The organism is Bacillus timonensis, assembly GCF_004799755.1.
Lineage (GTDB): Bacteria > Bacillota > Bacilli > Bacillales > Bacillaceae_L > Ferdinandcohnia > Ferdinandcohnia timonensis_A.
On sequence record NZ_SLUB01000027.1, the window covers coordinates 1 to 20,798 of the forward strand.

22 protein-coding genes are annotated in these 20,798 nt (G+C 36.7%); 6 read left to right on the forward strand and 16 right to left on the reverse strand.

Going from position 1 to position 20,798, the window contains the following annotated elements; genetic code table 11:
* Positions 1–128: 128 nt before the first annotated feature.
* The 3 genes from parC to E1I69_RS14470 all read right to left on the reverse strand — a co-directional run bounded on the left by parC (position 129) and on the right by E1I69_RS14470 (position 5,196).
* Positions 129–2,573 carry a DNA topoisomerase IV subunit A gene (gene parC, locus E1I69_RS14460; protein WP_136380291.1) on the reverse strand — a complete coding sequence of 815 codons (2,445 nt, stop codon included), beginning with the start codon at positions 2,571–2,573 and terminating at the stop codon, positions 129–131.
* Between the two features lie 7 nt (positions 2,574–2,580).
* On the reverse strand, positions 2,581–4,545 hold the full coding sequence (gene parE, locus E1I69_RS14465) for a DNA topoisomerase IV subunit B (RefSeq protein WP_242634605.1): 1,965 nt from the start codon (positions 4,543–4,545) through the stop codon (positions 2,581–2,583).
* Between the two features lie 237 nt (positions 4,546–4,782).
* A complete protein-coding gene (locus tag E1I69_RS14470; RefSeq protein ID WP_136380293.1) occupies positions 4,783–5,196 on the reverse strand; it encodes a CoA-binding protein in 414 nt (137 codons plus the stop codon).
* A 317-nt stretch (positions 5,197–5,513) separates the two neighbouring features.
* Between E1I69_RS14470 and plsY the strand changes: the two genes are divergently transcribed.
* Entirely contained in the window at positions 5,514–6,125 is a 612-nt protein-coding gene (plsY, locus tag E1I69_RS14475; protein WP_136380294.1) for a glycerol-3-phosphate 1-O-acyltransferase PlsY, read from the forward strand.
* Positions 6,126–6,148: 23 nt separating this feature from the next.
* On the opposite strand, the gene E1I69_RS14480 is transcribed toward plsY, so the two are convergent.
* On the reverse strand, positions 6,149–7,951 hold the full coding sequence (locus E1I69_RS14480) for a S9 family peptidase (protein ID WP_136380295.1): 1,803 nt from the start codon (positions 7,949–7,951) through the stop codon (positions 6,149–6,151).
* 191 nt (positions 7,952–8,142) lie between these two features.
* On the opposite strand from E1I69_RS14480, the gene E1I69_RS14485 reads away from it, so the two are divergent.
* Positions 8,143–9,330 carry a CapA family protein gene (locus tag E1I69_RS14485; RefSeq protein WP_136380296.1) on the forward strand — a complete coding sequence of 396 codons (1,188 nt, stop codon included), beginning with the start codon at positions 8,143–8,145 and terminating at the stop codon, positions 9,328–9,330.
* A gap of 41 nt (positions 9,331–9,371) precedes the next feature.
* On the opposite strand, the gene E1I69_RS14490 is transcribed toward E1I69_RS14485, so the two are convergent.
* The 6 genes from E1I69_RS14490 to acnA form a co-directional block, all read right to left on the reverse strand.
* On the reverse strand, positions 9,372–9,797 hold the full coding sequence (locus E1I69_RS14490) for an acyl-CoA thioesterase (RefSeq protein WP_136380297.1): 426 nt from the start codon (positions 9,795–9,797) through the stop codon (positions 9,372–9,374).
* Between the two features lie 131 nt (positions 9,798–9,928).
* A complete protein-coding gene (tlp, locus tag E1I69_RS14495; RefSeq protein ID WP_136380298.1) occupies positions 9,929–10,162 on the reverse strand; it encodes a small acid-soluble spore protein Tlp in 234 nt (77 codons plus the stop codon).
* A 156-nt stretch (positions 10,163–10,318) separates the two neighbouring features.
* The gene (locus tag E1I69_RS14500) at positions 10,319–10,456 is read right to left on the reverse strand and encodes an acid-soluble spore protein N (protein WP_136380299.1); all 138 of its coding nucleotides are present in this window, start codon (positions 10,454–10,456) and stop codon (positions 10,319–10,321) included.
* Between the two features lie 100 nt (positions 10,457–10,556).
* Positions 10,557–10,688, reverse strand: coding sequence for an FbpB family small basic protein (locus E1I69_RS14505; RefSeq protein WP_116350479.1), 132 nt, complete (start codon positions 10,686–10,688; stop codon positions 10,557–10,559).
* Positions 10,689–10,847: 159 nt separating this feature from the next.
* Positions 10,848–11,369 carry a TlpA family protein disulfide reductase gene (locus tag E1I69_RS14510; protein WP_242634606.1) on the reverse strand — a complete coding sequence of 174 codons (522 nt, stop codon included), beginning with the start codon at positions 11,367–11,369 and terminating at the stop codon, positions 10,848–10,850.
* Between the two features lie 136 nt (positions 11,370–11,505).
* Positions 11,506–14,214, reverse strand: coding sequence for an aconitate hydratase AcnA (gene acnA, locus E1I69_RS14515; RefSeq protein WP_136380300.1), 2,709 nt, complete (start codon positions 14,212–14,214; stop codon positions 11,506–11,508).
* A 220-nt stretch (positions 14,215–14,434) separates the two neighbouring features.
* On the opposite strand from acnA, the gene sspO reads away from it, so the two are divergent.
* Positions 14,435–14,584 (forward strand): small acid-soluble spore protein O, encoded by a 150-nt coding sequence (gene sspO, locus E1I69_RS14520; protein ID WP_057999856.1) that lies wholly within the window; start codon positions 14,435–14,437, stop codon positions 14,582–14,584.
* A gap of 39 nt (positions 14,585–14,623) precedes the next feature.
* Here sspO and E1I69_RS14525 read toward each other — a convergent pair whose 3' ends face one another.
* Entirely contained in the window at positions 14,624–14,878 is a 255-nt protein-coding gene (locus tag E1I69_RS14525; protein WP_136380301.1) for a hypothetical protein, read from the reverse strand.
* A gap of 125 nt (positions 14,879–15,003) precedes the next feature.
* Between E1I69_RS14525 and E1I69_RS14530 the strand changes: the two genes are divergently transcribed.
* Positions 15,004–15,147: a small acid-soluble spore protein P gene (locus E1I69_RS14530; RefSeq protein ID WP_136380302.1), complete on the forward strand. Its 144-nt coding sequence runs from the start codon at positions 15,004–15,006 to the stop codon at positions 15,145–15,147.
* A 43-nt stretch (positions 15,148–15,190) separates the two neighbouring features.
* On the opposite strand, the gene selA is transcribed toward E1I69_RS14530, so the two are convergent.
* On the reverse strand, positions 15,191–16,591 hold the full coding sequence (gene selA, locus E1I69_RS14535; protein ID WP_136380303.1) for an L-seryl-tRNA(Sec) selenium transferase: 1,401 nt from the start codon (positions 16,589–16,591) through the stop codon (positions 15,191–15,193).
* A gap of 153 nt (positions 16,592–16,744) precedes the next feature.
* On the opposite strand from selA, the gene E1I69_RS14540 reads away from it, so the two are divergent.
* Positions 16,745–17,140, forward strand: coding sequence for an Hsp20/alpha crystallin family protein (locus E1I69_RS14540; protein ID WP_161974907.1), 396 nt, complete (start codon positions 16,745–16,747; stop codon positions 17,138–17,140).
* A gap of 16 nt (positions 17,141–17,156) precedes the next feature.
* On the opposite strand, the gene E1I69_RS14545 is transcribed toward E1I69_RS14540, so the two are convergent.
* Positions 17,157–18,422, reverse strand: coding sequence for a SpoIID/LytB domain-containing protein (locus tag E1I69_RS14545; protein ID WP_136380337.1), 1,266 nt, complete (start codon positions 18,420–18,422; stop codon positions 17,157–17,159).
* 121 nt (positions 18,423–18,543) lie between these two features.
* Between E1I69_RS14545 and E1I69_RS14550 the strand changes: the two genes are divergently transcribed.
* Positions 18,544–18,975 carry a DUF2621 domain-containing protein gene (locus E1I69_RS14550; RefSeq protein ID WP_136380305.1) on the forward strand — a complete coding sequence of 144 codons (432 nt, stop codon included), beginning with the start codon at positions 18,544–18,546 and terminating at the stop codon, positions 18,973–18,975.
* Between the two features lie 27 nt (positions 18,976–19,002).
* Here E1I69_RS14550 and E1I69_RS14555 read toward each other — a convergent pair whose 3' ends face one another.
* The 3 genes from E1I69_RS14555 to E1I69_RS14565 all read right to left on the reverse strand — a co-directional run bounded on the left by E1I69_RS14555 (position 19,003) and on the right by E1I69_RS14565 (position 20,656).
* Positions 19,003–19,482, reverse strand: coding sequence for a CcdC family protein (locus tag E1I69_RS14555; protein ID WP_136380306.1), 480 nt, complete (start codon positions 19,480–19,482; stop codon positions 19,003–19,005).
* 62 nt (positions 19,483–19,544) lie between these two features.
* On the reverse strand, positions 19,545–19,904 hold the full coding sequence (locus E1I69_RS14560; RefSeq protein WP_136380307.1) for a response regulator: 360 nt from the start codon (positions 19,902–19,904) through the stop codon (positions 19,545–19,547).
* A 44-nt stretch (positions 19,905–19,948) separates the two neighbouring features.
* A complete protein-coding gene (locus E1I69_RS14565; RefSeq protein WP_136380308.1) occupies positions 19,949–20,656 on the reverse strand; it encodes a cytochrome c biogenesis CcdA family protein in 708 nt (235 codons plus the stop codon).
* Between the last annotated feature and the right edge of the window lie 142 nt (positions 20,657–20,798).

Genomic DNA, 20,798 nt, shown 5'->3' on the forward strand with positions numbered 1-20,798 from the left:
AGATGTGTATAAGAGACAGGTAAAGCAGGGATATTTAAAATATAAATATTTTTCGAAATTAAGACATTTGGTTTGACAATTTCTCATTATCAAAAAACAGCTACCAGTAAGTAGCTGTTTTCGATTTATTATTTTGTTTCGTCATTTGTTTCTTCTTGGCTGATAATCCATGTATCGATTACTTCTCCCGCTTCATCTGAATCAACTACAAACGAACCATTGCTATAGCGATCATTTGGACGTAATGAAGTTGGAGCGACTGATTCAATTTTACCCTTTTGGGTTTTAAGGAAAATTTGATCTGCATCTGTAATAAAATGGGCCCCTGCAATACGGTGTGGATGATTCTTTAACTCACGAAGCATGACTAAACCACGTTTTGCTCGGGTTGCTTTATCAAATTCCGTAATTTTCATTTTCTTCACTGCACCACGTTGAGTCACAATACTTAATTCAGCTGGTGTGGATGGCGGGACAACGTATCCAGCGACGACATAATCGTCGTCTTTTAAGTTAATCCCTTTAACCCCTGCCGCTCTTTGTCCTACAACGTTTACTTCGTCTTCCCCAAACCATAATCCATAGCCTAGATGTGTAACTAAGAAGACGTCCATATTTCCATTTGTGATGTGAACATTGACGACTTCATCATCATTTTTCAAATTAACCGCAACAAGTGGTTTTGAATATCGCTGCGCTTTATATAACGAAAGCTCAGATTTTTTAACCATTCCATTTTTTGTGATGAAAAGAAGATATTCCGGCAGCTCAAAATTTGTAACCGGGAATGCTTCAATTATAGACTCATCGCGGTCGATACTGATAATATTAGCCACATGCTGGCCAAGATCTTTCCATCTAATATCAGGAAGTTCATGGACCGGAACATATAGGTAGTTCCCTTTATTTGTAAAGAGTAGTAATGTGTCCGTTGTATTAATTTCGAATTGCCGTAACAATCGATCCGTATCTTTCATGCCGAAATCAAGACCATTTGATGCGGCGTACGATCGCGGACTGGTTCGTTTTACATAGCCATCCTGGGTAACTGTTACAATGACATCCTCTGATGGAATCATAACCTCAAGATTAATTTTAATCTCTTCAATCTCGTCTTCGATTTTTGATCGGCGATTATCGGCATATGTCTTTTTCACGCGTTTTAGGTCTGTTTTAATGACTTGTAACAGCTTGCGTTCGTTTTGAAGAATTTCTACCAATTCCGCAATCTTTTTGTTTAACTCATCAAATTCCTGCTGAAGTGCTGTAATGTCTGTATTTGTTAAACGATATAATTGCAAGGAAACAATTGCTTCTGACTGAGGCTCCGTAAAATCAAATTTAGCGATTAAGTTATTTTTCGCATCCTTTTTATCTTTTGAAGCACGAATGGTTGCAATGACCTCATCCAAAATGGATAAAGCCTTAATAAGTCCTTCTACGACATGCTGTCGATCACGGGCTTTTTCCAATTCAAATTGAGAACGGTTGGTAATAACTTCTTTTTGATGGTCAATATACGCATCTAAAATTTTTGGCAAGCTCATTAATACTGGTCTTCTATCTAAAATCGCAACCATATTAAAGTTATAGGTTATTTGAAGATCCGTATTTTTATAGAGGAAGTGTAGCACTCCCTGTGCATCTGCGTCCTTTTTTAGTTCAATGACCACTCTCAAGCCTGTCCGGTCAGTTTCATCACGGACTTCGCTTATCCCTTCCACTTTTCGGTCTAAACGAATCTCGTCAATCTTTTTAACCATATTCGCTTTATTTACTTCATATGGAATTTCCGTTACGACAATTTGCTGTTTTCCACCACGAAGATCCTCAATGTCCGCTTTTCCACGCACGATGATTTTTCCTTTTCCGGTTTCATAAGCTTTTTTAATGCCTTCAATTCCTTGAATAATTCCACCAGTCGGAAAATCAGGGCCTTTAATCACTTGCATAAGTTCATCGACAGTTGAATTTGGGTTTTCAATTCTCTTGATGACACCATCAATGACCTCAGCAAGATTATGAGGAGGAATATCTGTTGCATATCCTGCTGAGATTCCAGTCGAACCATTTACGAGCAAATTAGGAAAACTAGCTGGTAATACAACAGGTTCCTTACTTGTATCATCAAAGTTTGGTATGAATTCGACTGTATTTTTCTCAATATCACGTAAGAGCTCGGAAGCAAGACTGGAAAGACGAGCTTCCGTATAACGCATGGCTGCTGGTGGGTCACCGTCATTACTACCGTTATTTCCATGCATTTCAACTAAGACATTTCGAACCTTCCAGTCCTGACTCAAACGAACCATCGCATCATATACAGAAGTATCACCATGTGGATGATAGTTACCAATTACATTACCTACTGTTTTGGCCGATTTACGGAAACCTTTCTCAGACGTATTTCCTTCAACATGCATGGCATATAAAATACGTCGTTGAACTGGCTTTAGACCATCCCTTGCATCTGGCAATGCACGATCTTGAATAATATATTTACTGTATCTACCGAAGCGATCACCAATTACCTCCTCAAGAGGCAGATCACGAAATTTTTCTGCTTGTACCATCTATCTGTTACTCCCCTTCTACGACCGATAAATTTTCATTGTCCAAAATATTCGAATCATCCTCAAGACCAAAGGCAACATTGGATTCAATCCACTTACGACGCGGCTCTACTTTATCGCCCATAAGTGTTGTTACTCTACGCTCGGCTCTTGCTCCATCATCGATTCGGACTCGAATTAGCGTTCTCGTTTCAGGGTTCATAGTTGTATCCCATAGCTGGTCAGCATTCATTTCTCCTAAACCTTTATAGCGCTGAATGATATAACCTTTTCCTATTTTGCTAATTGCATCCTTTAACTCGTCATCACTCCATGCATATTCAATGACTTCCTTCTTGCCAGTTCCTTTGCTTACCTTATAAAGTGGTGGAAGGGCAATATAAACCTTACCCGCTTCAATTAAAGGTTTCATATAACGATAAAAGAACGTTAAGAGCAAGACTTGAATATGCGCCCCATCGGTGTCAGCATCCGTCATAATGACGACTTTGTCATAATTGATATCCTCAACAGTAAAGTCCGCACCTACTCCGCCACCGATTGTATGGATAATCGTATTGATTTCTTCATTTTTAAAAATATCAGCAAGTTTTGCCTTTTCCGTATTGATAACCTTACCTCTTAATGGAAGAACCGCTTGGAAACGACGATCCCGTCCTTGTTTAGCTGAACCTCCAGCAGAATCACCCTCAACTAAGTAAAGCTCATTTTTATCAGGGTTACGAGATTGAGCAGGAGTTAGCTTACCACTTAATAGTGTTTCGGATTTCTTTCTCTTTTTTCCACTTCTAGCTTCTTCTCTTGCTTTTCTCGCAGCCTCTCTTGCTTGGGATGCTTTAATTGCTTTTTTTACAAGCAGGGTACTGACATCTGGATTTTCCTCAAGGAAATAAGCAAGGTTTTCAGATACAACTGAATCTACAGCTGAACGTGCTTCACTTGTACCAAGCTTACCTTTTGTTTGTCCTTCAAATTGTAAGAGTTCTTCAGGTATACGAACAGACACAATTGCCGTTAACCCTTCACGAATATCAGAGCCATCGAGATTTTTATCCTTCTCTTTTAATTGGCCGATTTTCCGAGCATATTCATTAAATGCACGTGTTAATGCCGTTTTTGAGCCAACTTCATGAGTCCCTCCATCCTTTGTTCTAACATTGTTTACAAAGGATAAGATATTTTCTGAATACCCATCATTAAATTGAAATGCAAAATCTACTTCAATTCGGTTCTGAACACCTTCAAAAGATACAACAGGATGTAACGTATCCTTTTCCTCGTTCAAGTAGTCAACAAACGCTTCTAGACCATTTTCATAATGATAAACTTCCTGAACATCATTTCGCTCATCGATGATTTCTATTTTTAGCCCTTTTAATAAAAAGGCTGATTCTCTCAAGCGTTCACTAAGTATTTCAAAATTAAAAGTGGTTGTACTAAAAATCGTTGTGTCTGGTTTGAAATGAATCGTTGTCCCTGATTGATTCGTTTTTCCAATGTTTTCAAGTGTAGTGGCAGGTTTTCCGCCGTTTTCAAAGCGCTGCTCATAGACAAATCCATTACGCTTGATCGTAACAGTTAGCCATTCTGATAATGCATTAACAACAGAAGCTCCAACCCCATGGAGACCTCCACTTGCTTTGTAGCCGCCTTGTCCAAATTTTCCACCTGCGTGTAGGACAGTGAAAATAACTTCAGGTGTTGGTTTACCCATTTTATGCATTCCCGTTGGCATACCACGTCCTTTATCCTGAACGCTAATACTATTATCTTTATGGATCTTAACGATGATGTGATTTCCATAACCAGATAATGCCTCATCCACAGAGTTGTCTACAATTTCATAAACAAGGTGGTGAAGACCTTTGCTATCTGTGCTTCCTATATACATACCAGGTCTTTTTCTTACAGCTTCTAGTCCCTCTAGTACCTGTATTGCATCATCATTGTAATCAAATTGTTGCTTTACCAAAAAACATACCCCTTTCATATACAAAACACTTGGGAGATCCCCCAAGCATATAGCTAAAAATTAGCCTCTCTCTATATAAGTAGTACTATTAGAAGTATTTCTTACTTTACAGAACAAATGTTTTGTTTTTTGATGCCCTATCTTTTATTTTATATCTTTATCCGGATTTGGCAAACCGTTTCTCGAAAAAAGGCGAAAATCCTTGTGTAAGAACAAGGATTTTTGTCTCGTGATTTGTTATTTTGTCAGCGCATGCTCAACCTTAATACAGCGATCCATGACAACAGTATATCCACGATCCTTTAAGAAATTGTATGCTTCCTCACTGACACAACCAAGCTGTGACCAAAATACATCTGCATCCATTTCAATAAAATCTTTCGCAACATCCATTAAATACTCAGAGCGGCGAAAAACATTGACAATATCTATATGTCCTTCAATTTCTTTAAGTGACTTAACAGCTTTTACACCAAGAGTCTCATCAATTGTTGGGTTTACAGGAATGATTTCATATCCAGCGTCCTGCATAGCCTTACTCACCATATTGGAAGTTCTTTCAGGGTTATCAGATAAACCTACAACAGCAATCCTTTTACTTTTCTTTAAAATTTTACCAAGTTCAGCACGAGTTGGAATTTCCATTGTCATATTTGAATCCCCTTTTTTAAATAGTAGACTATTTGATATCTCTCCATAGTATTTCGGTCCCAAGCATAGATATTCCTTCATATAATTTGATTTTTGGTCGCTAATGATTGTTTCTATAAGATATTTGCCTATTTTTTGTTGAAATTTATAAAAAAAATCATTGTAAGGAAAAATTTCTAGTATAATGAGAATACTTGTACAAGCATGGTATTATAAGAAAAGAACATTCCGCCAAAACTAGACAATGACATCTAGGTTCAAATTGTACAAAGGTGCACACAAGCACTAATTTTATTTTTCTTAAAGGAGTTATTTGTATGGTACTAGAACTTGTTATTATTCTCCTGGCTTATCTTCTTGGATCGATCCCTTCTGGGTTAATCGTTGGGAAGGTTGGCTATGGTATTGATATTAGGGAGCATGGCAGCGGAAATTTAGGTGGGACAAATACTTTCAGGACCCTTGGTAAAAAAGCCGGTTTGATTGTAACTAGCGCTGATATTTTAAAAGGAACTTTGGCAACTTTGCTTCCTTCTCTATTAATGGGGCATTCTTTTCCAGATTATTTCCCTTTATTAGTTGGTATGGTGGCAGTTGTTGGCCATATGTATCCAATTTTTGCTGGCTTTAAAGGAGGAAAAGCAGTCGCAACCTCTGGTGGGGTTTTGTTGGGCTATAATCCGATCCTGTTTATAACGACCTTATTATGCTTTTTTATTTTCTTAAAATTGACGAAAATGGTTTCCTTATCTTCTATGCTAGTTGCCCTTTATTGTATCACATTCAGTATAGTGTATAGTATTTTTATTAAAACAGATTATCCTTTAATCATCGTTGTTTCATTACTGGCGGCATTTGTATTTTATCGTCACCGTGCAAACATCTCTCGAATTAAAAACAAGACAGAACCGAAGATTAAATGGTTATAAATTAGACGTGTGAACCTTTCGGGTCACACGTCTTCATTTTTATAGATGAATCGATCAAAAAACTCAAGGATTTTATGATTTACCTTGATTTCATTTTCTTTCTTTGAAAATCCATGTCCTTCATCCTCAAGAACCAGATATTCGACTTCCCTATCTTTATTTTGTAAAGCCTGTACGATTTTATCAGATTCTGCCTTTACAACACGAGGATCATTTGCCCCTTGGATGACTAGCATTGGCTTTACCATGCCTTCTAAATGAGTAATCGGTGAATATTCAACTAACTTCTCCCGATCCTTCACAGGATCACCAACCCACTGATTCATAGCCGGCTTCCAATGCTCTGGAACTGAATTAATAAAGGAGAATAGATCGCTTGGTCCAAAGATATCAATCACAGCTTTAAAGTATTCAGAATGCTTACCATGGAGTAAAAGTGCCATATAGCCACCATAACTGCCACCTAATAGGAGGATTTTGTCACGGTCTGCATAGCCATTTTTTATTAACCATTCTAATCCTTCGATATTATCTAAGCGTGGTCCATGCCCCCAGTCACCCTCGACCATTTTCGTGAATTCTAAACCGTACCCAGTTGAGCCACGAAAATTCGGTGCGAAAATACTATAACCACGATTGACTAAAAACTGAAACATCGCTCGAAAGGATTTTCGTTCTGCTGACTGTGGACCTCCATGCGGCCATAGAATGACATGCCCATTCGATACATCTTCATTTGCCTTGAAGAACAGTGCTTGAATTTCTAGCCCGTCAAATGAGGGATAGGTGATTACATCAGGATTGACTAGCTCCTCTTCATTTACCCCGGGAACCCCATAATTTGTGCATGCTGACCATGTATTGTCATTAGCTAAGCGTTTATAGATATTAAATGGACTAGTCGCAGAACGCCCCAATATGTATAGGTTATTGCTTTCTGTCACTACTAGTTTTTCAATAACAGATGTTGGAGTCTCAAGCTTTGTCAAATCACCTGACTGGATGTCAAAGGCATATAGAAAATCCTCCACGCCTTTCTCACTCACAATATAGATTATTTGAGATTGTTCATTATATTTTATTGACTTAAAATCTTCCATTTCAAGGGAAACAACCTTTGAAAATTGGTTTGAATGAACATCATATTTGGCCAGATACGAAAAATCAGCATCAAAATCTGTTAATAAGTAAATCGTCGTTTCAGATGTAAACAATGCATCCGAAACTGTATGCTGTTTATCCGTTTCTGGAGTTAAGCGATATTCCTTCCCGTCTTTATGTAAAAAGGCTAGCGAATATGTATTTGCAAAACTCTTTAAATAGATTTGACTACTTTCACCTGGACTTAGAGCAGTTAGATAAGTCGCAGCATCAATACCTTCGTTTATAATCGACTCTTCTTCTGTTTCTAAGTCAAAACAATATGAATTCAAACACATAGCATTATCCTTCGTTGACGTGTAATACAGTTTCTTTCCGTCCTTTGACAGAATGGCAATCATATGACGATGCCCTTCTTGAATTCTTACTGGCCTTAACTCCCCACCTTGTGGCTGTATTGCATATAATTGAGTGTTTTCATCACCATCTTTATCAAAGCCTGCAATTAAAAATTGACCATTTTTATCATAGGTAAGCTCTTGACAACTTTGATCAATGAAGGTTAGTGGATAAGGAAATTGGTTCGGTAAATCCATAGCCCAAAGATTATATCTACCACTTAAATTCGTACTAAATACTAACTGTTTTTCATCAGGACTAAGCGTAAAATTTTGAATACCAAAAGTTTTAAAAAACTGTTCTACATCTGGCTTTTGAAATTTCATTCTGAACACCTACTTCACCTTTATTTGATTTTCATCTTAAATAATTCGACAGACTTCCAAATTTCCCTTCCTACTTATTTCGACTTGTGAAATATACAGAAAGTTATAGACAATATTCGATAAATTCCTAACATTTTTTCATAGTTTTGTATTATAGTAGAGTTATCATACATTACGGGGTGCAGTGTCATATGAGAAGAAGCAGAAGGAAACGAAAAAAAACAAGCATCATTAAATATCTGATGAGTCTACTTATTTTATTGCTTATTCCATTAGGGGTTTATTTTTCACTAAATAGTGTGAAGGCTAATTCAGTGACTAAAAGTTACATTGCCCATAATCACGATTATAAAAAGATGGAGCAGGAATTTAAGTCATTTACAACTTCAATGACACTCGCAGCAATAGGAGATATATTAATCCATTCAATTGTTTATGATGATGCGAAAACAGGCAGTGGTTATGATTTCAAACCAATGATTGCTAATGTAAAGGGATTGCTAGAAAATGCTGACCTTACGATTGCCAATCAGGAAACAATTGTTGGTGGAACCGAAATAGGTTTATCAACCTACCCTAGTTTTAATAGCCCTTTTGAGGTTGCTGATGCATTTAAGGATGCTGGTGTTGATATTGTTTCTATAGCGAATAACCATACGCTTGACCGGGGTGAAAAGGCGATTATAAGCGCCACAAATTATTTAAATAAAATTGGAATGGAATATACAGGAGGCTATCAGAGTCCTGAAGATAAAAGTAAAATCCGTGTGTTAAATCGAAATGGAATCAGCATTGCATTCCTTTCCTACACATATGGAACAAATGGCATTCCCGTACCAAACGGAAAAGACTATCTCGTTAACTTAATTGATATGGAATTGATCAAAAAGGATATAAAAGCTGCAAAAGAAGTAGCCGATGTTGTTTCAGTTAGTATGCACTGGGGCAATGAATATCAACTATATCCGAATGATTATCAAAAGCAACTGGCTCAACAGCTTGCAGATCAGGGGGTTGACATCATTATTGGTCACCATCCTCACGTCTTACAGCCAATGGACTGGTTAACAGGTAAAAATGGTAATCAAACATTTGTTGTCTACTCACTAGGAAATTTCTTATCTGGACAGATGTGGGATTATAAAGATATTGGCGGGGTTTTACAGGTTGAAATCGTCAAAGAGGTAAAATCAAAGGATGAAACCATCATCCGTGTTCAAAATCCACAATTCGCACCAACATTTGTGTCAAATAGTCACTATAAAAGCTTTAATGTCGTACCACTCCAAGATGCAAACAATTTTGGGCTAAGCAATGCGTCTAGTAAATATGATGAAATAACCCAGCATATGAATCAATGGCTGGATTCAAAGCAATAGATAAAACACAAGGCATATCCCACCGATATGCCTTGTTACCTTTATTCTTCTTTCTTTTTGGCATTTTCGTACGCCTCATGCCAGTCAGGATAGTGTTTACGAATCGATATTGGCCGGAATGAGTCTTTTTTCACACAAACATGTGATGAGGTTGCGTTCACTGACACCTCACCATCTGGTCTTACAATTTGATATCCATAAACAACGCGAAGACCATCATAATGTTCAATCCATGTCTTCACTAATGCTGTTTCTCCATATCTTAACGGTTTTTTGTAAGAGACTTGCAGATCTATTACAGGAGAAATGATTCCATCGCTTTCCATAGCTGCATAGCTAAAACCTAGATCGTTAATTAACTGGGTTCTTCCTAATTCCATCCAAACTAAATAATTGGCATGGTAAACGACACCCATTTGGTCTGTTTCTGCGTAACGTACTTCGACTTCCTTCTTTGAAATGAGCAATTCGTTCCTCTCCCTACTCTTGTTTTATAAGTGTTGTTTATACAAATATAGTATCATAAATGGAAAAGCTCTCAAAAAAGAAATGAATAAAAAAATAGAGTATGCCGTTTATTCAGGCATACTCCAGAATGTTATTGATAGCCATTTTCACGATCTGACGCTTCATCTTTAATCTCTTCTCTCATAGCCGCAATTGATTCTTCACGACGTTCGTTCTTAGCCTGAATTCGTTGGCGTTCTTGTTCATTTGAGAACTCCATAGACTCTTGAGCTTCCTCGATGTTCTCAATTGTGTTTTGAACCATGTCTTGAAGTTTTTCTACATTATCACTACGATCGTCTGGTTTCGGTCTGTTGTGTGTCATCTTTAATCCTCCTATGTAATGTCGTACACCTCTATTTTGCTTCATTTATAATAAATTTATTTCTAAAAAGGAGAAGAATTCACATGTAAAAAAGGAATAATCTCACAAAAAACAAAAGGACGTTGTTATAACGTCCTTTTATCCAGTGAATACTAATTATTCACCTTTTGTTTGCATAACCTGAGCGTGCTGACCAGATTTATCCTGCATTTTTTTCCCTTTATTTCCACCAAATCCACGTGGTTGTGTTCCAATTTGGTTATTTTTAAATTGGTTATGATAATTTTTAGGCATTTTATTTCCCCCTCCTCCTTTTCATTATCACCTAGAAAGGGGGTTCTCATGTAAAAAAGAAGGGTGGAGATTATATTCAGTAAAGGATTTTGATGGAAATTTACTCTGCTTTTTCTAATCTTTTTTGCTCTAGTCTTGCCTCAATTCGATCCATTGCTTCTTGGTCTTTTAGCAATTGTTGTTTGTTTTCTTTGACCAAGTCTGCAAACGATACCTTTCTAACTTTTCTCAATTTTCTCACCTTCCTCTAACAAATATTGTAATAGTTATAATCTCCAAAAACGACTGAAATTATTACAAATTTTCGAAAATTTATTTAAAAACTTCAAAAAGGTCGGAATTTGTTGTAAAAAGGCAAAAAAAGAACCAAATCATTATTGGTTCTTTTTGATTACTTTAATTTATTGACTTTGCTTTCAAGCATTTCTAGGTCCATTTGACCTTTTATATAATCATTAATTGTCCCATCAGAGTTAATGAAAAACGTTTCAGGTAAACCTAAAACCTTATAATCACTACTTGCTTGGTTTTTCGGATCGACTAAAAGTGGAAATGTGTACCCTTTTCCTTCCACAAAATCATGTGCATTTTCTGCCTTTACTTCGGAAGCTGTCATGTTGACTGCTAACACTTCGATATCATCGCTTTTCTTTTCATAAAACGTTTGAATTTCAGGCATTTCTTCACGACATGGCTTACACCATGAAGCCCAAAAGTTTACTACAACTTTTTTTCCTTTTAAGTCGGATAAACGAATTGTCTCATTTTTATCATTTAATAATTGGAGCTCAAAATCAGGTGCCATATTTCCGATTTCAATTCCCGTTACTCCTCTTTTTTGATCTTGAACAAATTCAAAAACAGCATATCCGACTAGCCCTATTAGAACAAGTGCAATCACAATTTTTTTCACGATTTGAATCCTCCGTAAAATTTCCGCAAATATCATGTATTATCTCTATTTTCATTATATCTATTAAACCATACTAAAGAATAAAATTAAAAGGCAGTTTTGTGAACTTCACAAAACTGCCCTAAAATAATAGATATTAACCCTTCATTTTTTCACGAAGAACCATTTGAAGGATACCACCGTGACGGTAGTAATCAATTTCAACTTCACTGTCGAAACGAACTAATACTTCAAATTCTTTCTTATTTCCTTCTTCGTCAGTAGCCGTAACTTTCACATAGTCACGAGGTTTTACATTTTCATCGATTTGAACTTCAATTGTTTCTTTACCAGTTAAGCCAAGAGTTTCTGCATTTTCACCTTGTTTGAATTGTAATGGTAATACACCCATTAATACAAGGTTACTGCGGTGAATACGCTCGAAGCTTTCAGCAATAACTGTTTTAATGCCAAGTAGGTTTGTACCTTTCGCAGCCCAGTCACGTGATGAACCCATACCGTAATCGTTACCAGCGATAACAACTAAGCCAGTTTCATCTTGCTTGTATTTCATACATGCATCATAGATAGACATAACTTCTCCAGTTGGCCAGTAAGTAGTCCATCCACCTTCTGTTCCAGAAGCGATTTGGTTACGAATACGGATATTCGCAAAAGTTCCTCTTGTCATAACGCGGTCATTACCACGACGTGAACCGTATGAGTTGAAGTCACGAGGAGTAACACCTTTTTCTTGTAGGTATTTACCTGCTGGTGTATCTTTACCAATTGAACCTGCTGGTGAAATGTGGTCAGTTGTTACGGAATCACCGAATTTACCAACTACACGTAATCCACTTAATGGTTTAACTTCACCAGGTTCTTTAGATAAGCCTTCGAAGAATGGTGGATTTTGAATGTATGTTGAATCTTCATCCCACACATAAAGTGCTTCGTCCGTACTTTCAATAGCGTTCCAACGCTCATTATCATCAAATACACGCTCGTATTCTTTTCTGAATAGCTCAGGTGTAACAGTCTTTTTAACTTCTGCCTTAACTTCTTCTGCAGTAGGCCAGATGTCATTAAAGAATACATCGTTACCATCTTTATCTTTACCGATAGGTTCTTTTTGAAGATCGATATCAACAGTACCAGCTAATGCATATGCCACTACAAGTGGTGGTGATGCAAGGTAGTTACCCTTTACTAGTGGATGGATACGTCCTTCGAAGTTACGGTTACCAGAAAGAACAGATGTAATTACTAAGTCATTTTCAGCTACTGCTTTTTCAATTTCAGGAGCTAATGGACCTGAGTTACCGATACAAGTTGTACAACCATAACCAACTGTGCTAAAGCCAAGTTTTTCAAGGTATGGTAGTAGACCTGAACCTTCTAGATAACCTGTAACTACCTTAGAACCCGGTGCTAAGGATGTTTTAACATATTTAGGTACTTCTAGGCCTTTTTCAACTGCTTTCTTAGCAACGAGTCCAGCACCTAACATTACATATGGGTTTGAAGTATTTGTACAACTTGTGATTGCAGCAATTGCGATATCACCAGTCTTCATTTGTACTTTTTCGCCATCGTTGAATTTTACGGTAATTTCCTTATTGATTTCTTCAGGAGTTAAACCATATCCTTGGTTACCAGTTGCTGTTAATGCAGTTTGGTAAGCTTCTTTCATTTTTGAAAGTGGAATTAAATCTTGTGGACGCTTAGGACCAGAAAGATTCGCTTCAATTTCAGAAAGATTGATTTCAACAACATCTGTAAAAGTTGGATCTTCAGCATCAGGTGTATAGAATAAGCCGTTAGCTTTACTATATTCTTCTACAACTTTAACTTGCTCTTCGTCACGGCCTGTTAAACGAAGATATTCTAACGCTTCGTTATCTACTGGGAAGAATCCGCATGTAGCACCGTATTCTGGAGCCATATTAGATATAGTTGCACGGTCTGCAAGTGGAAGTTGAGAAACTCCAGGACCGAAGAATTCAACAAATTTACCTACAACGCCCTTTTGACGTAATACTTGAGTTACTTTAAGTGCTAAGTCAGTAGCTGTTGTACCATTAGGTAATGTACCTACTAATTTCACACCGATAACTTCAGGTACTGGGAAATATGAAGGTTGACCAAGCATTCCTGCTTCTGCTTCAATTCCTCCAACACCCCATCCAAGTACACCGATACCGTTAATCATTGTAGTATGAGAGTCAGTACCAACTAGTGTATCAGGGAATGTTTCAAATTCACCGTTCTCACCTTCAACAGCATGAACAACATTTGCTAAATATTCAAGGTTCACTTGGTGAACGATACCAGTTGCTGGTGGTACAGCACGGTAGTTATCGAATGATTTTTGAGCCCAACTTAAGAACTTATAACGCTCAGCGTTACGTTCGAATTCTAGTTCCATATTGAATTTTAAAGCATCAAGTGTACCCGCTCTGTCAACTTGTACAGAGTGGTCGATAACTAGATCTACTGGGATTTCCGGGTTGATTTTTTGTGGATCTCCACCCATGTCAGCCATTGCCTTACGAAGTGAAGCTAAATCAACTACAGCAGGTACCCCAGTGAAGTCTTGAAGAATAACGCGTGAAGGTTTGAATGGAACATCAACCTCTTGTAATTCATCAGTTCCCCATTTTGCTAAGTTTTCAACATGTTCTTTTGTAATTACTCTTCCATCAACCTGACGTAATACAGATTCTAACAGAACCTTAATGGAATATGGCAATTTTGAAACGTTACCAATTTTCGCATCTTCTAATGCTTGTAAGCTATAATAGTTATATTTTTTGCCGTTTGCTTCAAATGAAGAACGTGCATTAAATACATCATGCTTTGCCATATGTATACCCCCTTTGTTATAATAATAACGCAATTTTACACAATTGTCGAAATTTAAGAGAATTTAAAACTCTCACATGAAATCCCTTGCAATACATATATTAATATAACTATATACATAAGTAAATAACAAGATTGTTATTATCCTTCATAAGTTTTACTTATCATCCTGAAGGATAATTTGCAAAAAAGAGTAAAAAATAAGGTCGGAGGTGAAAGAAATGTCGAAACGTAAAGCAAATCATGTTCGACCTGGAATGAATGATGCAAGTGCACAAGGTGTTGGAGCGGGATATAATGAAGAATTTGCAAATGAGCCATTAACAGCGGAACAACGTCAAAACAATAAAAAGCGAAAGAAAAATCAATAAATTGTTTAAAAATGAAAGCCCGCTTTTGCGGGCTTGTTTTTATTCAGTAACTTCATTCATGATAGATTGTAAATCCTGTTGAAACTGCTGAAGCTGAGATTTTTGGTGCTCTGATGCCACTTCCAACGCATTTTCTATTTGTTGATAGGCTTCAGTTACCTCATTTTTCAATCGTTTTAGATGAGTACCATAGTCAGGATCATTATGGACGATATTTGCATAAACATCTTTTGCTTGCTCTGTCCCTTGCTGTGCTGCTTGGAACGCTTGTTGCTTATCCTTATGATACGGCATTTTTTCAACTCCCTTAAGGTAATTCGTGCAATTATAGCTTACCTTTTTTCCAAAAAATCATTCGGACCACAATCGCATAAAAAAGTGGAAAAATACAATCCTATTACATAAGGGGGGGATAATACATGGGTGAAAAAAATACATTCAAGGATATTAGAGCAAACGGTGGGCAAAGTACAGGAAGTCAACCGCAACCATTAAGTGGTTCGAAAAAAGTAAAAAATCGTAACCATACAAGACAAAATCATAACCCAGGACACGATATGTAAAAGAAATGTTTAGATAAAAAGCCGCATGATAGCCAGCGGCTTTTTATCCTATTAGGGTAAAAGCTTCTACAATTTCATTGATTTCTTCTTTTCTAATTGTCCGAAAATCTAGGACGACTTCGTTATTTTTAATCCTTACAATAATTGGAGTAGAGTGCAGACGTAGCTGTTTTGCGACATCCTCTGCTGACTTTTCAGAGTGTGTTAAACAAACTACATGAGTAGGCACCTCAACTCCAGGCATAGTCCCGCCACCGATTGGCGATCCATCTTCTCTTAATTGGATGGAAAATTGATCCGTTTTTTCTAATAATAAATGACTAAAATACTGACAGCGGTCCATGATTTCCTCTTTCGGAGCTAGGATGTCTCTTATTGTAGGTACATCCGAATATCTCCCTTTCAGGTAGGAAAATAAAGTAGCTTCAAGAGCTGCATATGTCATCTTATCAACACGTAAAACCCGAGCAAGTTGATGTTTTTTTAATCGATTAATTAACTCTTTTTTCCCTACGATAATGCCTGCCTGTGGACCACCAAGAAGCTTATCTCCACTGAATGATACAAGATCTACACCTTGTTGTAGAATTTCACTTATGACAGGCTCATCACCAATTCCAAGTTGCTTAAAATCGTAAAGGACACCACTCCCAAGATCTTCGTAAATAACCAGATCTTCTTTTTCTTCTTTTAGTGTGAGCAATTCTGAAACCTCAACTGTTTTTGTAAACCCGATTGTCTTAAAATTACTCGTGTGTACTTTAAGAATCATGGCTGTATCTTCAGTTATCGCATCGTCATAATCATCTAAATGTGTTTTATTGGTTGTGCCGACCTCAACTAGCCTTGCACCACTTTCCTCCATAATTGCGGATATGCGAAATGATCCACCTATTTCTACTAATTGTCCTCGGGAAACAATTACCTCTTGGTTTTTAGCTAAAGCTCGCAAAACAATAAAGACAGCTGCAGCGTTATTGTTTACCACCATCGCACTCTCGGCACCTGTTAATTCCTTAAGAAGGGATTCAACAATTGAATGGCGTGAACCTCGCTTCCCCTCGCTAATGTCATACTCTAAATTGGAATAGCCTTTTGAGATATCTACAACATGTTGGATGGCTTGGTCACTTAGCCTGGCTCGTCCTAAATTAGTATGTAAAACGGTTCCAGTAGCATTGATTGTTTTGGTTAAGTAGTAATTTGTTCTGTATACTAGCTCTTCTTCCCCTTCTTGGAAGATAATTGCCATCATTTCTTCTTTTGATGAAATCTGTTTATCCCACTTTCCATGAAGGATATCCTTTCGAATCTCTGTGACTACATCCCGTAGCACGTCCGTCAAATAATCCTTTTCCACTTGATGAAGAATCAGAAATTGTTCGAAGGATGGATGGGCTTGCAGATCATGTATGGCGGGAAGTAGTTTAAATATATTATTCATGCCGATTCCTCCACATAAGCTTACATATGTATTTCTATTCTTACATAATCTCTCTAGACATTCCAACAGTTTGTACCTATTCTACGTTTTCTTTATCACGAACCGCCTTCCTGTTGAATACCCTAAATATAGAATGACATGGAGGTTCATAACATGAATAATTTCGATGATTCAAATCCTCTCTCCATAAATGGTTTAGAGGACTGGATGAAACAATTCCTTGAAGACCCGTATCTGATAGACGATTATCAATTTCGCATTGATTTGTTTGAAACTCAAAATGAATACATTATTGAGGCTGAGTTATCAGGATATACGCCAGAGCAAATTCAGCTGAATGTCAAAAACGACTCCATCCTTATCAAAGTAGCAGACTGCGAAAAACCTCCAAATGATACAATTTTAACCGAAAGAATTGTTACCCTTCCTTTCGAATTAGAAAAGAAAAAAATAGAGGCGCTATTTCGAAATGAAATTCTAGAAATATACATCAAAAAAAATAGCAAACGTAAAAAGAAAAAAAGTAAAATCAAAATAAAAGTCCTGTAAATTTACAGGACTCTTTCTAATTTGTTACTTTTTCAAAATTTTTAATCGTTGTTCCTGGAAAATAAAATTGGATAATCTCTTCATACTTTTTCCCTTTATCCCCCATTATACTTGCTCCCCATTGACTCATCCCAACTCCATGCCCATATCCTCTTCCCTTCATCACATAATTAGTATCATCAGACTCGAGTGAGTCGATATAGTAGCTTTTAAAAATGGTACCACCTATCATTGGTCGAATTCGATTTAAATTTACATCTTCAAGCGTAATATTTCCTAATAGAACCGTCCCGTCAATTAATCGTTGTAAAAATTCAACTTTAATCGAACCTGTAATGGAGCGACTCGATTTGTATCTCTTTGGATTTACTTCAAATTTAGGTATTGAAAGAATGGCAATATCCCCTGGGTACCCTTGGCGATTTATGGACCTTTTCATAAAAGCTGTGATTTCCTGGTCCTTTTCTTGGAGTGAGTCCCATGCATCATCTAACTCCCAATCGATTTCTTCTAAATTTATTTGTGTTTTAGATAGTGTAAATTCCCATGGATGGATTGGATCAAACGGATCTTCTTTGATTGGGTAAAACGACCTGGTGTCTCCTCCCCACACATTTTTATTATTCTCTGTCATTCCACCATTACTTGCCGAATAAAAAGCATCAATTAACTTATTTTTATATGTAATGACCTGTCCCTTTGTAGCATCCACAGCCTTTGTTGTCCGTACGTTCCAAGCATATCCTCCGTACACTTGATAAAAGGTTGTATCATCCATATCTTCTTTAAGATGGGATACAGCATACGTTCTTGCCGCAAGTGCTTGTGCCTTAAGTGCCTCGATATTCCATGAGGGAAATACCTCAAGTGGGACTACTCCTTTTAAATAATCCTCTAATGGAAGTTGGTTAACAGGACGTACAAAAAGATGATTTTCTACTTGAAACTCCATTGCACCTAGGTATGGGCGTTCATCGATATAAACACGGTGCTCCTCATTATAGCTGCGAGGGATTAATAAAAAGCTACTTTCCACTTGTTGGTTTACTTCTCCTCCTTTTAGATAGAGACTTCCATTTTTTATATATAACCGATAGTTCACTCCTTCTTGCAATGATAAGGTAGGATCTAAAGTGAAATAATCTCCTGTAAATTTCATCTGAATTTCTTGAGAATCCCCCACAAAATTTTCAAGTCGAACACGCACTAGTTCTTCTGCATCTCCATGTGTTAAATCAAAAATAAAAATAAGTATAAACGTAAAAAATAGAATCTTTTTCATATCCGTATATTGCCCAATCACTAAAAATATATTATCGTCTATTTTTGAAATATTTTACCCTTTTCCTGTTACCAAACAATTGCAGAATAAGGTATAATGAACCAATGAGGTGAACAATTTCATGCAGCAGCTATCTGGATGGTTTTTATGGTTTATTTTAATATGGGTTATCTTTTTTATTACAATTCTTGGAATTGGCGGCTTTTTTATGTTTCGAAAGTTTTTAAAGAAACTTCCAAAGGAAGATGGGATGTCAGATATAGATTGGCAGGATTATTACATAGAACAAACACTTCATATGTGGCCAAGTGAACAGAAGGCATTATTAGAAGATTTAGTAAAGCCAGTTCCAGAGCTCTTCCGTGATGTCGCAAAACAAAAAATCGCTGGAAAAATAGGGGAACTTGCAATAGCCGAAAAAGCAAAGGAAATTTCGCAGGATTTAGTTGTTCGAGGATATATCATAGCCACGCCGAAACGTGACCATAAATTCTTACTAAAAACATTAAAAGAAAAGCAAATAGATGTTACGCCATATAATGACCTATTTTAAAAAACTCGGCATAGATGCCGAGTTTTTTTAGAGCTCTGAACCAAGCCTTTTATACTTTACATACATGGCAATCCGCCATGGGACAATCATTGAAAATGCTAGAATCCAGAACATCCCACTTAACGCTCCAAAATCAATCGTTGTACTTAATACAGATTTTAAAACAATCCGAACTACTAATAAACCTACTAGAATATAAATAAACGCCTTAGACCGTTTCATATAGATGTCATTGTCCCTAATTTCAAATGATGATGTTTTAATTAGAAGGATAGAAAAGAGCATCCCAACGACGACAGCCTCTAAAATTTCAAGCGGAGTGACACGAAACATTGGCACGATAAACATGAATGCTCCGGTGCTCATAAAAACTGGCGGCAAAATGATTTTTTTTACAGATGCAGGTTTTTGCGAAGATTTTGTTCTTAAAAAGGTTACAAAGATTGCCATCATAATTGCGACAATTGAAGATGCAATTACCAAATAAATCAGTCCTTTAATCGTCATAAAATTTATTGATATAGCCAAATGAAACCCATTTAAGAGTTTTTTCTTAAATGGGTTTACACTTAATTTAACACTCTATTAATTGCTTCAACAACCCTGCTATCGTCGAAAGGTTTTACAATATAATCCTTTGCTCCAGCTGAGATTGCATCCACAACCATTTTTTGCTGACCCATAGCAGAACACATGATAATTCGAGCCTTTGGGTCAAATTCTTTAATCAATTTAACAGCTTCAATGCCATTCATTTCAGGCATTGTAATGTCCATCGTTACAAGATCTGGTTTTGTCTCTTTGTATTTTTCAACGGCTTCAAGACCGTTCTCAGCCTCTGAAACCACTTCATGATCCGCCTTAACTAAAATGTCTGTGAGTGTAAGTCTCATAAATTTCGCATCATCAACTACTAAGATTCTAGCCACAGTACTGGTCCTCCTTGAAAACACTTATCTTGTAACATATTCGACTAAAAACCTGTAAATCCTCCAAAGAGTGCAGTTGCATATGCAATTATTTTTGTCATCCAGTCAAAATACAGTATAACTCCCATAATAATCATTGCATATCCACCAATTTTTACTATCTTTAAACTGTTTCTCCGAATCCATTGCAATCGTCCAATAAAAAATGAAAGGATAAGAAATGGAATTGAAAAGCCTAATGAATACATGACCATATACAGCATTGCAGAATCTGGATTTGTTCCTGCAAGTGCGATAACAGACATTAAGATAGGTCCCATACACGGTGTCCAGCCTGCAGCGAATGCCATTCCGATAAAAACAGACCCAACATATCCTGCTGGACGATGTTTGAATTCAATTTTGCGATCCTTCATTAAAAACTTTGGTTTAATAACGCCAAGGACAAATAGACCAAAGAAAATAATGAAAATGGCTCCAATTTGACGAATTAAATCTTTGTAATCGCTAAAAATTTGACCGACGTAAGATGTTCCAAAGCCAAGCATCACAAAAATAATCGAAAAACCAACTAAAAAGAAAATTGTATGTAAAATACTTCGTTTTTGCAGCATTGCATTTTCTGATTTTAATTCGCTAACAGATGCTCCTGTTATATACGATAAAAATGCTGGATATAACGGTAAACAACATGGTGAGATAAAAGATAAAAATCCGGCACCAAAAGCAAGGAACACATTAACATCTGCCATTTTAACAACTCCTATTTTCATGTTCATTACCATTCTAGCAAAAATACATTCGTATTCATAATTTTTAATATGAACGTTTTGTGTCATTCGACTTTCGTATGTTGAATATATTTCCAAAAAAGTTTTTATTAACTAATTACCA

Excerpts from the sequence above, each read along its gene's own strand:
- parC (WP_136380291.1), bottom strand. The coding sequence starts at position 2,573 with ATGGTACAAGCAGAAAAATTTCGTGATCTGCCTCTTGAGGAGGTAATT.
- E1I69_RS14470 (WP_136380293.1), bottom strand. The coding sequence starts at position 5,196 with ATGACAATGGAAATTCCAACTCGTGCTGAACTTGGTAAAATTTTAAAG.
- plsY (WP_136380294.1), top strand. The coding sequence starts at position 5,514 with ATGGTACTAGAACTTGTTATTATTCTCCTGGCTTATCTTCTTGGATCG.
- E1I69_RS14480 (WP_136380295.1), bottom strand. The coding sequence starts at position 7,951 with ATGAAATTTCAAAAGCCAGATGTAGAACAGTTTTTTAAAACTTTTGGT.
- E1I69_RS14485 (WP_136380296.1), top strand. The coding sequence starts at position 8,143 with ATGAGAAGAAGCAGAAGGAAACGAAAAAAAACAAGCATCATTAAATAT.
- tlp (WP_136380298.1), bottom strand. The coding sequence starts at position 10,162 with ATGACACACAACAGACCGAAACCAGACGATCGTAGTGATAATGTAGAA.
- E1I69_RS14500 (WP_136380299.1), bottom strand. The coding sequence starts at position 10,456 with ATGCCTAAAAATTATCATAACCAATTTAAAAATAACCAAATTGGAACA.
- acnA (WP_136380300.1), bottom strand. The coding sequence starts at position 14,214 with ATGGCAAAGCATGATGTATTTAATGCACGTTCTTCATTTGAAGCAAAC.
- sspO (WP_057999856.1), top strand. The coding sequence starts at position 14,435 with ATGTCGAAACGTAAAGCAAATCATGTTCGACCTGGAATGAATGATGCA.
- E1I69_RS14525 (WP_136380301.1), bottom strand. The coding sequence starts at position 14,878 with ATGCCGTATCATAAGGATAAGCAACAAGCGTTCCAAGCAGCACAGCAA.
- E1I69_RS14530 (WP_136380302.1), top strand. The coding sequence starts at position 15,004 with ATGGGTGAAAAAAATACATTCAAGGATATTAGAGCAAACGGTGGGCAA.
- selA (WP_136380303.1), bottom strand. The coding sequence starts at position 16,591 with ATGAATAATATATTTAAACTACTTCCCGCCATACATGATCTGCAAGCC.
- E1I69_RS14540 (WP_161974907.1), top strand. The coding sequence starts at position 16,745 with ATGAATAATTTCGATGATTCAAATCCTCTCTCCATAAATGGTTTAGAG.
- E1I69_RS14545 (WP_136380337.1), bottom strand. The coding sequence starts at position 18,422 with ATGAAAAAGATTCTATTTTTTACGTTTATACTTATTTTTATTTTTGAT.
- E1I69_RS14550 (WP_136380305.1), top strand. The coding sequence starts at position 18,544 with ATGCAGCAGCTATCTGGATGGTTTTTATGGTTTATTTTAATATGGGTT.
- E1I69_RS14555 (WP_136380306.1), bottom strand. The coding sequence starts at position 19,482 with ATGACGATTAAAGGACTGATTTATTTGGTAATTGCATCTTCAATTGTC.
- E1I69_RS14565 (WP_136380308.1), bottom strand. The coding sequence starts at position 20,656 with ATGGCAGATGTTAATGTGTTCCTTGCTTTTGGTGCCGGATTTTTATCT.